13 protein-coding genes are annotated in these 12,719 nt (G+C 61.6%); 4 read left to right on the top strand and 9 right to left on the bottom strand.

What is annotated here, in order from left to right:
- Window position 1 precedes the first annotated feature (1 nt).
- A complete protein-coding gene (locus tag FQ746_RS32005) occupies window positions 2–454 on the top strand; it encodes a MaoC family dehydratase (RefSeq protein ID WP_144113822.1) in 453 nt (150 codons plus the stop codon).
- A complete protein-coding gene (locus FQ746_RS32000) occupies window positions 451–1,293 on the top strand; it encodes an HpcH/HpaI aldolase/citrate lyase family protein (protein WP_144113821.1) in 843 nt (280 codons plus the stop codon). The genes FQ746_RS32005 and FQ746_RS32000 overlap by 4 nt, the downstream gene beginning before the upstream one ends.
- A gap of 100 nt (window positions 1,294–1,393) precedes the next feature.
- Here the strand turns inward: FQ746_RS32000 and FQ746_RS31995 are convergent, their stop codons facing one another.
- The 8 genes from FQ746_RS31995 to FQ746_RS31960 are packed head-to-tail and all read right to left on the bottom strand — an operon-like array spanning window position 1,394 to window position 9,223.
- The gene (locus FQ746_RS31995; RefSeq protein WP_144113820.1) at window positions 1,394–3,010 is read right to left on the bottom strand and encodes an AMP-binding protein; all 1,617 of its coding nucleotides are present in this window, start codon (window positions 3,008–3,010) and stop codon (window positions 1,394–1,396) included.
- A gap of 17 nt (window positions 3,011–3,027) precedes the next feature.
- On the bottom strand, window positions 3,028–3,732 hold the full coding sequence (locus FQ746_RS31990) for an ABC transporter ATP-binding protein (protein ID WP_144113819.1): 705 nt from the start codon (window positions 3,730–3,732) through the stop codon (window positions 3,028–3,030).
- Window positions 3,725–4,507, bottom strand: coding sequence for an ABC transporter ATP-binding protein (locus FQ746_RS31985; protein WP_144113818.1), 783 nt, complete (start codon window positions 4,505–4,507; stop codon window positions 3,725–3,727). The genes FQ746_RS31990 and FQ746_RS31985 overlap by 8 nt, the downstream gene beginning before the upstream one ends.
- Window positions 4,504–5,487, bottom strand: coding sequence for a branched-chain amino acid ABC transporter permease (locus FQ746_RS31980; protein ID WP_144113817.1), 984 nt, complete (start codon window positions 5,485–5,487; stop codon window positions 4,504–4,506). Before FQ746_RS31980 ends, FQ746_RS31985 begins: the two co-directional genes overlap by 4 nt.
- A 10-nt stretch (window positions 5,488–5,497) precedes the next feature.
- Window positions 5,498–6,370, bottom strand: a complete 873-nt coding sequence (locus tag FQ746_RS31975) for a branched-chain amino acid ABC transporter permease (RefSeq protein WP_144113816.1) — start codon at window positions 6,368–6,370, stop codon at window positions 5,498–5,500.
- Window positions 6,367–7,245 carry a ketoacid-CoA transferase gene (locus tag FQ746_RS31970; protein WP_144113815.1) on the bottom strand — a complete coding sequence of 293 codons (879 nt, stop codon included), beginning with the start codon at window positions 7,243–7,245 and terminating at the stop codon, window positions 6,367–6,369. Before FQ746_RS31970 ends, FQ746_RS31975 begins: the two co-directional genes overlap by 4 nt.
- On the bottom strand, window positions 7,242–8,057 hold the full coding sequence (locus FQ746_RS31965; RefSeq protein WP_144113814.1) for a CoA transferase subunit A: 816 nt from the start codon (window positions 8,055–8,057) through the stop codon (window positions 7,242–7,244). Before FQ746_RS31965 ends, FQ746_RS31970 begins: the two co-directional genes overlap by 4 nt.
- The gene (locus FQ746_RS31960) at window positions 8,054–9,223 is read right to left on the bottom strand and encodes an ABC transporter substrate-binding protein (RefSeq protein ID WP_144113813.1); all 1,170 of its coding nucleotides are present in this window, start codon (window positions 9,221–9,223) and stop codon (window positions 8,054–8,056) included. The genes FQ746_RS31965 and FQ746_RS31960 overlap by 4 nt, the downstream gene beginning before the upstream one ends.
- Before the next feature lie 478 nt (window positions 9,224–9,701).
- On the opposite strand from FQ746_RS31960, the gene FQ746_RS31955 reads away from it, so the two are divergent.
- A complete protein-coding gene (locus FQ746_RS31955; protein WP_144113812.1) occupies window positions 9,702–10,487 on the top strand; it encodes an enoyl-CoA hydratase/isomerase family protein in 786 nt (261 codons plus the stop codon).
- A gap of 50 nt (window positions 10,488–10,537) precedes the next feature.
- On the opposite strand, the gene FQ746_RS31950 is transcribed toward FQ746_RS31955, so the two are convergent.
- Window positions 10,538–11,329 (bottom strand): SDR family NAD(P)-dependent oxidoreductase, encoded by a 792-nt coding sequence (locus tag FQ746_RS31950; protein ID WP_260854237.1) that lies wholly within the window; start codon window positions 11,327–11,329, stop codon window positions 10,538–10,540.
- A gap of 254 nt (window positions 11,330–11,583) precedes the next feature.
- On the opposite strand from FQ746_RS31950, the gene FQ746_RS31945 reads away from it, so the two are divergent.
- Complete coding sequence (locus FQ746_RS31945; protein ID WP_144113811.1) at window positions 11,584–12,285, top strand: TetR/AcrR family transcriptional regulator; 702 nt, start codon at window positions 11,584–11,586, stop codon at window positions 12,283–12,285.
- Window positions 12,286–12,719: the final 434 nt, after the last annotated feature.

Genomic DNA, 12,719 nt, shown 5'->3' with positions numbered 1-12,719 from the left:
AATGCGCGGACTCTATTTCGAAGAATTCGAGGTTGGCATGCGTTTCGAGCACGCGTTGACGCGCACCGTCACCGAGTGGGACAACATGCAGTTCTCGAACATGACGCTCAATCCGCAGCCGTTGCATATCGATGCGCATTTCGCCGCCTCGACCGAGTTCGGCAAGCCGATCGTCAACAGCCTGTTTACGCTCGGCCTGATGATCGGCATTTCCGTCTCGGAGACGACCTTGCGCACGACGATCGCGAATCTCGGCATGACCGACGTATCGTTTCCCGCTCCCGTGTTTCATGGCGATTCGATTCATGTGGTCACGGAAGTGATGTCGTTGCGTTCGAGCAAGTCGCGTCCTGGCGCGGGCATCGTCGAGTTCAGGCATATGGCATTCAATCAGGACGATGTCGAGGTCGCACGCTGCACGCGTGCGGCGTTCATGCATCGCAAGCCGTCATGAGCGCGGCCTCGTGGCTGTTCGTGCCCGGCGATAGTGCGCGCAAAATCGAGCGCGCGCTGCAAGGCGCCGCGCATGCGTTGATCTTCGATTGGGAAGATGCGGTGGCGCCGCAAGAGAAGGCGGCCGCACGCACGGTTACCCGCGACGCGTTGAGCGCCGTTCGCGTACCGCGCGAACGCCTGTGGATTCGCGTCAACGCATTGACAACCGACTATCACGCGGACGATATCGCGGCGCTGCCCGTGGGTGCGATCGCTGGCGTCGTGTTGCCGAAAGCATGTGGCGTCGACGACATCCGGCGCCTGAGCGCATCGCTCGATGCGATCGATCCGCAAGCAACGCTAAAAATATGCGGCATCGTGACCGAGACTGCCGCGTCCGTGCTCGCGCTACCGGAGTTCCGCGCGCCCATGCCGCGACTTCACGCCATGATGTGGGGCGGTGAAGACCTGTCAGCGGATCTCGGTATCGCGGACAATCGCACGAAGGGCGGCGTCTATCGCGCGCCCTTTCTGCTCGCGCGTAACCTCATGCTGATGGCGGCCGCCGCGACACAATGCGTGCCGATCGATACGGTATTTGTGAATTTCAAGGATCACGATGCGATGGCCGACGAAGCCGCTGAAGCGCGCGCCGACGGCTTCACCGCGAAAGCGGCGATTCATCCGGATCAGGTGGCGGTGATCAACGGCGTGTTCGAATCGACGCCGGAAGAACTCGACTGGGCAAGGGCGGTTATCGCAGCGATGGAGCATGCGCAAGGCGGTGTCGCGTCGATGAACGGCAAGATGCTGGACGCGCCACATCTGAGACTGGCGAAGCGCATGCTTGCGCGCTAACGCAGTATGTGTCGATAGCGAGTCGGAAAAATAGCAATAAAAAAGCGGCGATGTTTTTTACACATCGTCGCTTTTTACATGATGCCCATCGAAAACGAGATCAGCGCTTCACCACGATCCCTTCTTTCTCGCGATCCCAAAGCTGCGCGCGGCGTTCCTGCGCATCGAGTTTGAGCTTGTATTTTTCGAGCTTCTCGCTCGCGGTCTTCGGTAGCTTCTCGACGAACTCGACAAAGCGCGGCACCATGAAATAGCTCATATGGTCGTTGCTGAAGTTGACGACATCCGCATGGGTCATTGACTCGCCGGGTTTGAGCACCACGTACACCATCACGTCGTCCTCGCTGAGTTCGGACGCCACGGGAATTGCCGCCACTTCGTGAATCGCCGGATGGCGGCACAGAATGAGTTCGACCTCGTAAGCGGAAATGTTTTCGCCGCGTCGGCGAATGGCTTCCTTTTTCCGGTCCATGAAGTACAGATAGCCGTCTTCGTCGAGATAGCCACGATCGCCGGTCTTGAACCAGCCGTCGTCGAACTCCTTGGCGGTTTCCTTCGGCATCTTGTAGTAGCCTTTCATCATGCTGCCGGGTTTCAACGGCAGCATGTAGATTTCGCCGACTTCACGCGGTGGCAGATCGTTGCCTTCGTCGTCGACGATGCGCAGTTTGCATTCGCCGCGCGGCTTGCCGGCTGAACCGGCTTTCTCCGCGGGATCGCCCGGCGTGAAGGTGGTCATCGCGAAGTTTTCCGTCATCGCGAACACCGACGTCAACGTCACGCCGAAGCGCTCCTGAAACTCCGTATAGATTTCCTTGGGCACGGGTACCGCCATGCAAAGACGCAGCCTGGTTTCGCGCTCGTGCGGACCCGGCGGCAGCTTCCAGATGATGTTCGTCATTGCGCCGAGCGTGTTGAACTGCGTCGCACCCGTGCTGCGGATTTCGTCCCAGAAGCGCGTTGCCGAAAAGCGCGGCGCGAGCGCGATCGCGGCGTCGGCCCAGAGCGCGGCGTACACGGAGTAATACGCGGCGTTGCCGTGAAAGAGCGGCAGACAGGTGTAGAGCACGTCGTCGTCGCGATAGCCGAAATTCAGCGTCAACGCGCGGCCTACCGCATGGCCTTGCGAGTGCGGACACTGCACACCTTTAGACGGCCCGGTGGTGCCCGAGGTAAACATGATCAGTTGCGTATCGTCATGCGCGACCCGATCGGGCGGCGGCTGCGATGTATCGCCGGATTCGATTGACGACAGCGGATGCACGCTGCTCGCGTCGTTCGACGTGATCCAGCCGGCCGTATTCTGCCCATGAATGTAATAGCGCCTGACTAACGGCAGTTCGTCGCGAACCGCTGCGATGCGCTCGTTCCATTCTTCGTCGACGATAAACGCGGTCGCTTCCGATTTCTCCAGAAAATAGCGCAACAACTCGCCTTTCGCCGCCGTATTGATCGGCACGGCGACTGCGCCCAGCTTGTTCAACCCCCATACAGTCCAGAAGAATTCCGGACAGTTCGGCAACATGATCGCAACGTGATCGCCATGCCTGACGCCTTGCGCGGCAAAGCCGTTCGCATAGCGATTGGTGATGGTTTCCAGTTCGCCGTAGGTAGTCTTCTGGCCTTTCCAGATCAGAAACGTCTTTTGCGGGATGCGTTTGGCTTTTTCGGCAATCACGCGACCCATCGTGCGATCTTCTAGCGCGTAGTCCTGCATTGTGTCTCGCTCCTCGTCTACTCGCCCATATAGGCTTTGGTCAGTTCAGGATGGGACGACATGGCCTGCGCGCTGCCTTGCAGCTCGACCCGTCCATGTCTAAGCACGTACACCTGGTCGGCCATCTTCAACAGCAGATGCGCGTTCTGCTCGACCACGACGACGGTGATGCCTGCATCGCGCAAGCTCTGAAGATGCGCGAAAACCTGTTTGGTGATGACGGGCGCTAGGCCGAGGCTGACTTCGTCCGCGAGCAGCAGGCGAGGGCGCGACATCATCGCGCGCGCGATCGCGAGCATCTGCTGTTCGCCGCCCGACAGCGTCGAACTGTCCTGTTTCTCGCGGCGCGCGAGCGACGGGAACATTTCCAGCATCTTCGCGTAGTCGTCGGCGATTTCGTTTCGCTGACGCCGCGTATGCGCACCGGCGAGCAGATTCTCGCGTACGGTGAGATCGGGAAACATGCCGCGCCCTTCCGGCACGTGCGCAATGCCCATGCGCACGATGCGTTCGGGTCGGGTCTTGCCGATGTCGTTGCCTTCGAAGCGGATCGTGCCGTTTTTCGCGCGTACGAGCCCGCTGATGGTGCGTAACAGGCTCGTCTTGCCCGCGCCGTTCGCGCCGAGAATGCCGACCAACTGGCCGCGCTCGACCTTCAACGACACGTTGCTCAATGCGCGCACCGGTCCGTAGCTGACGCTCAGGTCGTCGACTTCAAGCATTCGCGGGCACCTCGCCGAGATACGCGAGCAGCACGCGCGGATCGTTGAGCACTTCGTCGGGCGTGCCTTCGGCGATCGTGCTGCCCGCATCGAGCACGAACGCGCGATCGCACAGCCGCCGCACCAGCCCCATGTTGTGTTCGACGAGCAGCACGGAGAGGCCGTGCTCGCGCCGCAATTCGAGCACGACCTGACCGAGGTGTTCGATCTCCGCTTCGTTGAGACCCGCGATCGGCTCGTCGAGCAGCAACTGCGTCGCGCCCATCAGGATCACGCGCCCCAGTTCGATCAGCTTGCGATGTCCGTACGGCAGACTGGCGGTCATCATGTCGACACTGGCCGCGAGACCGACGCGCGTCGCCACCTGCATTGCTTCGTGACGCGCCTGTTCTTCGGCACGGCGCACCTTGGGCAGTCCGATCATCTCGCCGATCACCGAATAACCAAGGCGCCGATGGTGCGCGACCATCAGATTCTCGAGCACGCTCAATTCCGGAATCAGTTGCGGATGCTGGAATACGCGCCCAAGTCCCATCCCGGCGATCTGGTCGGGCCGTTTGCCGACGAGGCTTTCGCCGCCGAGTTCGATGGTGCCGGCAGTCGGCCGCGAAATGCCGGAGATGCAATTGAGCAGGGTGCTTTTGCCCGCGCCGTTCGGACCGATCAGGCCGACGATGGTGCCGGGTTCGACGCTCAGCGATACGTTCTCCAACGCGTGCACGCCGCCGAAGCGCACCGACAGAGCGCGCACTGCGAGTGCGCCATGTGGCTTCATGTCCGTCCCCTTGCGCGCTTGCCGAGCAGGCTGTTCAGCCCGCCGGGCAGGAGGATCACGACGAGCATCAACGATACGCCGAACACGAGCCCCGGTGCGTCCTTGAAGCCGCGAAACGCTTCCGGCACGACGACGTAGAACGCCGCGCCGAGCAGGGCACCGCGCACGCTGCCCATGCCGCCGATCACGATCATCGCGAGAAACATGATCGACATGTTGATGTCAAAGCTTTCGGGGTTCAGATAGCGCAGCACGTTGGCATAGAGGCCGCCGCCGACGGCGGTATAGAACGCGCTGAGCGCGAAGGCGATCACCTTGTAGCGCGCGACGCGAATGCCGATGCAGGCGGCGGCGGTCGGATTCTCGCGCAGCATGGAGAGTGCGCGGCCCGTACGGCCCGATGCGAGCCGGAACGCGCCCCATGTGCCTGCCGCCAGCGTGATCGCGATCAGCCACGCGAAGCGGCTGCCGTCGGACACGGAGATGCCGAAGAATTCCGGCGCCGGTACCTGCAGGCCACCGCCGCCGCCCGTCACGGAGCGCCATTCGAAAATCGTCTTCTGCGTGACGATGCCGAAACCGAGCGTGGCGATCGCCAGATAGAGATCTTTCAGGCGCAGCGCGGGGAGTGCGATCAACGCGCCGATTACGGTTGCAATCGCGCCGGCCAGCGGGATCGCGAGCCAGAATGGCACACCGTACCGCTGCGTGATGATCGCCGACGCATAGGCCCCGATCGCGAAGAAGCCCGCATGGCCCAGGCTCGACTGGCCCGAGAAGCCCGAGAGGATCGTGAGGCCGATCGCGACCAGCGCGAAGATGCCGATCAGGTTCAGCAAATAGACGATGTAGCCACCGCTGAAGATCGCGATGCCCGCGTACAGTACGACGAAACCGGCGAGAAACCACTGATCGCGACTCTGCTTCAGACGCACGCGCTGCGTAGCGCGTCCAGTGGTGATCCGGTTGATCACTGACATAGCGCGGCCCTCACAGCTTGGTCGACTTGGTGCGGCCGAAGATGCCGGCCGGCGCGACCAGCAGCACGACGATGATCAGCACGAAGGAGAGGGCGTCGCCGAACGATCCGGACACGTACGCGCCGAGCAGGTTCTCCATCACGCCGAGCACGAGCCCGCCGACGAACACGCCGGGCAAACTGGTGAGCCCACCCAGCACGGCGCCCGCGAAACCCTTGATGAGCAGCGGCGCCATCATGTTGACGTCGAGGAACAGGATAGGCGCGACCAGGATGCCGGCGACCAGCCCCGCGACACTGCCCATCGCCCATGCTAGCGCGAACGAACGGCTGACCGAAATGCCCATCAGTTTCGCGACCGCCTGGTTCTGGCTCGCCGCGCGCAACGCGATCCCTGCGCGCGTATGGCGCAGGATCAGTGTGAAGATGACGATCATCGCAACCGATACGAGAATCGTCAACGCGCTGTCGGGCGACACGTTGACGCCGAACACCTGCAGCATCGGAAGATCGGCCACCGGACTCGTGAACACGTTGGTCAGGTTGCCCCAGATCATCCCAGCGATGCTGTGCAGCGCCATGTTGAGCCCGAGCGTGGCAATCACGGCGTTGAGAATCGGCGCACCCATTAAAGGCCGGATGATCAGTTGCTGCACTACGATCCCCTGCAGGATGGCGAACACGATTGCGGCGGGCAAAGCGATCCACCACGACAGTGAATACGTGTTGAGCATCGTGTAGGCGACGAAAGTGGAAAACATCGCCATTTCGCCTTGCGCGAAATTGGGCACGTCGGTGGACTGCAGCACCAGTACGACCGCAATGCCGATCAGCGCATAGAGGCTGCCGGATGCGAGACCGCCGATGATGAGCGCCGCGTTCATGGCGTTTTCCGCCCGCTCGCGTGGGCTGCCGCCGCAGTCGAATTCGCGAGTTCGCGCAGGCGCTCTTTGCGGGCGCTGCCGCTCAGCATTTCGAGGTAGCGCAGACCTTGCGGATCGATCACCTCGTCGAGCAGATGCAATTCGGTGTCGCTCGGTGGCGCACTGGTGCTCACGTCGTCACGCCAGCCAAGCGAGAAGCCTGTATTCGCTTCGATGTCTTCGCGAGTCACGCCTTCATGGAGTTGCGCGACCTCGAAGCGCCCCGATGCGCCCGTGATCAGTACGCCGAGATCGCTCACCACGGTGATCGTCATCTCGGGCACGCCGTCGGTGTCAGCATTGCCTGCGCCGCTGATGAAATCGAGTGTGTCGACAAACACCTGGCGCGTATGACGCGGCGCATAGTAGTTGAAGTATCGCGCGGCGGTCGACGCGTCCGGAATACCGGCAGAGCCAGGAAGACGCACACGCGGCGCGGCATGCGGACCAATCGTCACATTGTTGGTCGCACCGCGAGCGTCGATCTGTGCGGGCCGCATGAACTCGGTCCAGCGTTTGCCGGACAGGAAAATACCGGGCATGTAGTGCAGATTGATCTGCAGATAGTCGAGCCACAGCGAGGCGCGCGGTACCGTGTCGAACTCGTCGTGGCCGAGCGTCAGCACGCGCGTGCCTTGCATCAGCGTATTGCCGTTGGGACAGAGGCTCGTGCAACTCGGCGCGTGCATGTGCTTGGCGAGCATGTACGCGGACGTCGACATGAACGTGCCGATACCTTCGGCCAGAAAATCGCCGTCCTCGACCCGTCGCGCCATGCAAACGACGATCTGGTCGGCTTTACGGCGCTGCAGGTCGGAAAGCGACGTTGCGCTCATGCCAACGCTCCCATGGCATGGTCGAGCCAGCGCGGCCACGCTGCCGTGTCGTTCGCTGCGTCGGCATAGTCGAGCACTGCGGCGAGATCGAGCCTGCGCTCGGGCAGGCAGGACGTCGGCAGGCTGCCGCCGGATGCTTCGATGACGTGCGTCACGAATACACCCGGCACCTGGATGCCACCTTGCATCGTCAACAGCTCGTCCGTTTCGACGATTCGCTCGGCCGTGACGATCGTCACGGCGGCGGCCGACGGCAGATGCCGGTCGAGCGCAAGCTGACCTTGCAGATTGCAGTTGCCATAGCGATCGGCTGCGCTCGCGTGCAAAATCGCGACGTCGACGTGCAGCGCCGGCACGGCGAACAGCGACTCGCCGGTCAAAGGACAGTCGAAAGCCTTCAGGTCGGCGCGGACCTTCGGGATATCGGTACGCGCAATCGCGCCGCGCATCGGCAGGAACGGCACCCGCATCACCGCTGCCTGCAGTGCATAACTGAGCGTGTATTCGGTTTCCTCGACGAGTTCGAGCGTGCCGTTCTGTACCGCGCGCGTGAAGTGCGGCGCGAAGCCGACGACTTCGAGTCCGGTATAGCAGCTTCGCAACCGTCGCACGCAGTTTGCGCCGATCAACAGATCGGTTTCGATGCCGCCGGTCAGCGTGATCAGCTCCAGATTGCGGCGCTTTGCTGCCGCGATGCCGAGCGCCGCCGCGACTGGCCGCCGGTACAGCGTCATGCCGCCGAGCGCCACGCTCATGCCATCGTGGACGGCCGAAAGCGCATCGCGCAGCGTGGACCGTTTGTCAGCGGTCATTCGGCCTGCATCCAGTCGGTGTTGATCACCCATTTGCCGTTCTCGGCACGCATGAAAGCGACCGCGTTGCTGCCGGCGTGATTGGTCGGCGAGAACGTCAACGGCGCCATCAGGCCCGTGTCGAAATTCTTCATCTGTTCCAGCGCGGTGGCGACCTTCTCGCCCGTTGGCTCGCCTTGCACGTGCTTGAGCGCTTCGACGAAGATCATTGCGGCGGTGTAACCGTGCATGCTGTAGGTGGTCGGCGGCGATTTAGGCAGGTATTTCTTCTGCCGTGCGATGAAATCCTGCACGGCGGGCTTCTTCGAGTCGAGCGGTTCCATCACCGCGACGGCAATCGCGCCGTTCACGAGCGCCTGACCGGCAAGCTGGAAGGTCTGCGGATCGCCGAGCGCGTTGTGACCGCTGAATTGCGGCTTCCAGCCCATCTTGTTCGCCTCGCGTATGACCAGCGCGGCATCGCGGGGAATGCCGAAGAACACGACGTCGGTGGCGCCGGACTCCTTGGCCTGGGCGACTACGCCGCTGAAATTGGTCGTGCCGCGATCGAAGGGCAGCTTCGCTTCCTTGACGTTCAGCTTCTGCATCCGCGCGTCGAAGCCTGCGAGCGCGTCCTGCCCGAAGTCATCGTTCTGGTAGATCACCGCGATCTTGTCGTGTTTCAGGGTCTTCACCAGGTAGGTGCCGAGCAGGTCGGCCTGCAAACGCACTTCGGGCAACGACGTGAACACGTATTTCTGAACCGGCGTGGTGAGTTTGTGGCTGAACGCATAGGGCGCGATCAACGGCAGTTTGCGTTCCTGCACGTAGGGCAGCATCGCAGCGGTGCCGGGCGTGCCGGTCGGCGCGACGAGCGCGACGATATGGTCTTGTTCGGAAAGTTTCTTCGCGCCGGCGAGCGAGCGCATCGGCTCGTAGCCATCGTCCTCGGCGACCAGTTCGAGCTTGCGGCCATTCACGCCGCCTTGCTGGTTGACATAATCGATGTAGACCTCGACGCCGTCACGTACCCCTTGACCCAGAAGCGACATCGCGCCCGACGAAGGTCCGGTAAAGCCAATCTTTACCGTATCGGCCGCTACCGCGGCGCTCATGCTGCATATGCACATCGCACCGGCAACGACGGCCAGCGCAGCACGTAGCGGTGAGAAGCAAGAAACGGTCATCGTGTGTCTCCTGATCTTGTGATTTTTTGCGGCGATAACCTGCGACGACAACGACAGGCACCCGAAAGCTGCGGTTCCCCGACGAGACCCTGTTCGGGAGAACGCTAATGCATATTTCGCCTGTCGACGACGTAGACTCATTTTCAGATTAACGCCAGCTAACCCGCGTGTCAACAGACTGACCAAGCGGTTAGTTTGGAATCGGAATGATTGATCATGGTGAGAAATCCCCGTCAGGCAGGGGCTTTGCGAGCACACCGGAAATGGCGGATTGCTGCGGAATCAGAGAAAACCCGAATGCGCGGATAGCTGAAAATGAATGGGTTCTAACCCTGCTTTTCGTAGACTGACCCAACGGTCGGAACGATTTATCATCGGTTGACATGCACCGTGTCCGGTCGATAACCTCCGGTCATGGACCGCCGCTTCACAGCGTTCGAAGCGAGCAGGGCACGGGTCGCTTATCAGTGGAGGAACGATGGAGCCGAAGGGTGTCGTGGCGAGCCGAAAGGGTGACGTGGGGGTAATCGAACTGGCACGACCGGAGAAATTCAACTGCCTGTCACTGGCGGTGTTCGCTGGCCTTGAAGCCGCGCTCGATGATTTCGACGCGTCCGATTCAGGCGTGCACGCAATCCTGATCTGCGCGCAGGGCAAGAACTTCTGCACCGGCGCGGACCTCGCGGAAGTGCTCGAATTGCGCCGCGACCTCGCCGGGATGCAGGCGTTCATCAGCACGGCGCATCGCGTCATGAACCGGATCGCGCATTGCCGCCGTCCTGTCGTCGCAGCGTGTCACGGGCTGGCGCTCGCGGGCGGCTTTGAACTGATGCTTGCGTGCGACGTGGTGATCGCCGCGGCGGACGCACGTTTTGGCGATCAGCATGCGCAATATGGGTTGCTGCCGGGCTTCGGCGCGAGCCAGCGACTGCCGCGCCTCATCGGTTTGCGACGCGCGCTGGACATGTTCTATTCCGCGCGCTGGCTCGATGCCCAGACCGCGCTCGACTGGGGCATCGTCAATCAGGTCGTCGAACCGGAACGGCTACGGGAAGCGGCGCTCGACTATTGCGGCACGCTCGCCACGCGCAGTCGCAGCGGAATCGCGACAATGAAGCGTCTCGTGATCGAAGGAATGGAAAGCACGTTGCAGGCAGGGTTGATGCTCGAAGAGATGACCGTGCCGGCTGGCTTGCTGGAAGACGACGTTACCGAAGGACTCGACGCGTTTCGCTTCAGACGTGCACCCCGGTTTCGCTCCTGATGGAGAACCGGAGGCACCGGAAGCGTGAGCTGCAGGGGATTCGGCGACGTCTAAACGGCTGAGATGCCACCTGTGATACTGATCGCCTGGCCCGTGATTTTGGCGGCGGCGGGCGACGCGAGGAAGACCACGAGTTCGGCGATTTCGTCCTTGTCGACCAGTCCGAGTTTGGCCATTTGCGCAGCCTTGCCGAATAGCTTGCCTGCGAACGGGTCGGCCATGACCTTCTCATAATGCTCGGTGCCCCCTGTGAGCGATGGCGTCACGACGTTGGCCCGGATACCGTCGTGCTTCGCCTCGATGGCGAGCCCGCGTGTGAACATGACGATGCCGGCCATCGCCGCGCCGATCAGGCTTTCGCCGGGTGTGGGCAGTTTGGCCGCGTCGGAGGCGATGTTGATGATTGCACCGCGCTTTGCTTCGCGCATGTGCGTGAGCGCCGCGCGACTACATAGCAGTTGCGCGAACAGGCAGCGTTCCAGAATGCCGGGAATCGCTTCGAGCGGTGTCTGATGCAACAGTCTGGGCAGGTCGTTGCCGCCCGTCGAGTTGACCAGCAGATCGATCCGTCCGAACGCGGCGATTGCGTCGGCCATGATGCGTTCGGCAACGACCGGTTGCGCGGCGTCGCCTATAGAGGTCATGATTTGTGCGCGAGGGTACGCGGACTGCAATTGCTCGCGAGCGAGTTCAGCGCGCTCCGCATTGCGGCCATTCAGGAGCATCCCGGTTGCGCCGGCTGCGAGCAACGCCTGGGCACACGCGCGGCCGATTCCGGCGGTGCCGCCGGTGACCACGGCCATGATGGGACCAAGCTTCGATACGGAAATCGGTTCTGGCATGAACGTGGCGTCCTGGTGCGGGAATGTCAGGGAAATTTCAGTGTAGTAGCAAATTGACCTGCTGGGTGACAGACCAACTCATAGGTTAGAATTCCAACGCACTGGTCAGGGGGCCACGCACAATCGACAATACGATCGGCCGGCGAAGCCAGCCCAGTGAATTTAGGCTGGTGAGACGGGTTCGTCCGACCAGATCATTACAGCAAGGCGTCGGCAAGTATGAAGGCATTTTCTTTGACGAGTGGAGTAACACCATGAGCACCTGGAAGAATGCGGTGCTCGGCGCGAGCGAGCAATTCGATCGCAAGCGCGACGTGCTTCTGCGTGAGGCAGCAGCGTCGTTCAACCGGCGTGGGTATCACGGAACCTCTCTTGCCGAGATTGCCAAGAAACTTGGCGTCACGAAGGCGGCGCTCTACACCTACGTACCGAGCAAGGAAGAACTGCTGTACTTCTGCCACGATTCGGCGATGAACAGCGCGGTGGAAATTCTCACGCAGGCGCGCGCAAGCAATGGTAATGGCCTGCAGAAGTTGGTCATGACGCTCAGACGCTACGTGGACCTGATGCTCGGCGAAGACGGCAGCTATGTCGTGCTGCTCGAAGAAAATGCGATGAAGCCCACGCATATGCGTGCGATCATCAAGCGCCGCGACAAGTTCGAGCACGGTCTTCGCGAGTTGGTCAGTGAAGGCATTGCGGACGGCAGCATCGTGCCGTGCAATCCGAAGCTCGCTATCTTCATGATCATGGGCGCGATGAACTGGAGCCGGAAGTGGTATCAGCCTGACGGCCAGTGGAGTGGGCCGCAAATCGCCGTGTCGCTGGTCGAGATTCTCGAGCGTTCGTTGGCGGGCACGCCGGTCAAGGCACTGATCGAAGATCCGTCGAAGGTCGACGCGGAGGAATTTCTCGACGGCACGCGCGCAAGCGAGTCGCCGCGTCCGCTCGCCTAACTGGTGTGATGTATCGGGCGATTGGGTGGACGCCTGAGGCCGATCCGCTGCGCCGCATCGCGATGTTCGGAATTTGCGAGGATGCGAATAGATCTTCAGCGTAACCCGGAGAGGTTAAAGCTAGATGTACCGAACTGCCAGCGCTGCTGGCCACCGCGCGGCGTGACCTCGACGGGCGAGATCCTGCTGTGTGGACTCCATTGCAACCATGTCGTTCGCCTAAACACTATGACGAAGGTTGATTTGCGTAGGCGGTGAACTGTCTCGGTTCTGTTAAGTTGACATAACATAAATTATCAACGATAACAATGTAGCGGCTAGGTTGTAATGTCCGCTTCTAGCCAGATTCAAATGTCCGCTTCTCGGCGGCTTAAGCTTAGCCGGCGTCGATTCCCACGGCGCCGGAGGCTACGATGGCGGCGACGGACAGAATC

Source organism: Paraburkholderia sp. BCC1886 (assembly GCF_900996245.1).
Classification (GTDB): domain Bacteria; phylum Pseudomonadota; class Gammaproteobacteria; order Burkholderiales; family Burkholderiaceae; genus Paraburkholderia.
The sequence above is the reverse complement of the archived record's forward strand: the minus strand, read 5'-3'. Positions and strand labels throughout refer to the sequence as shown.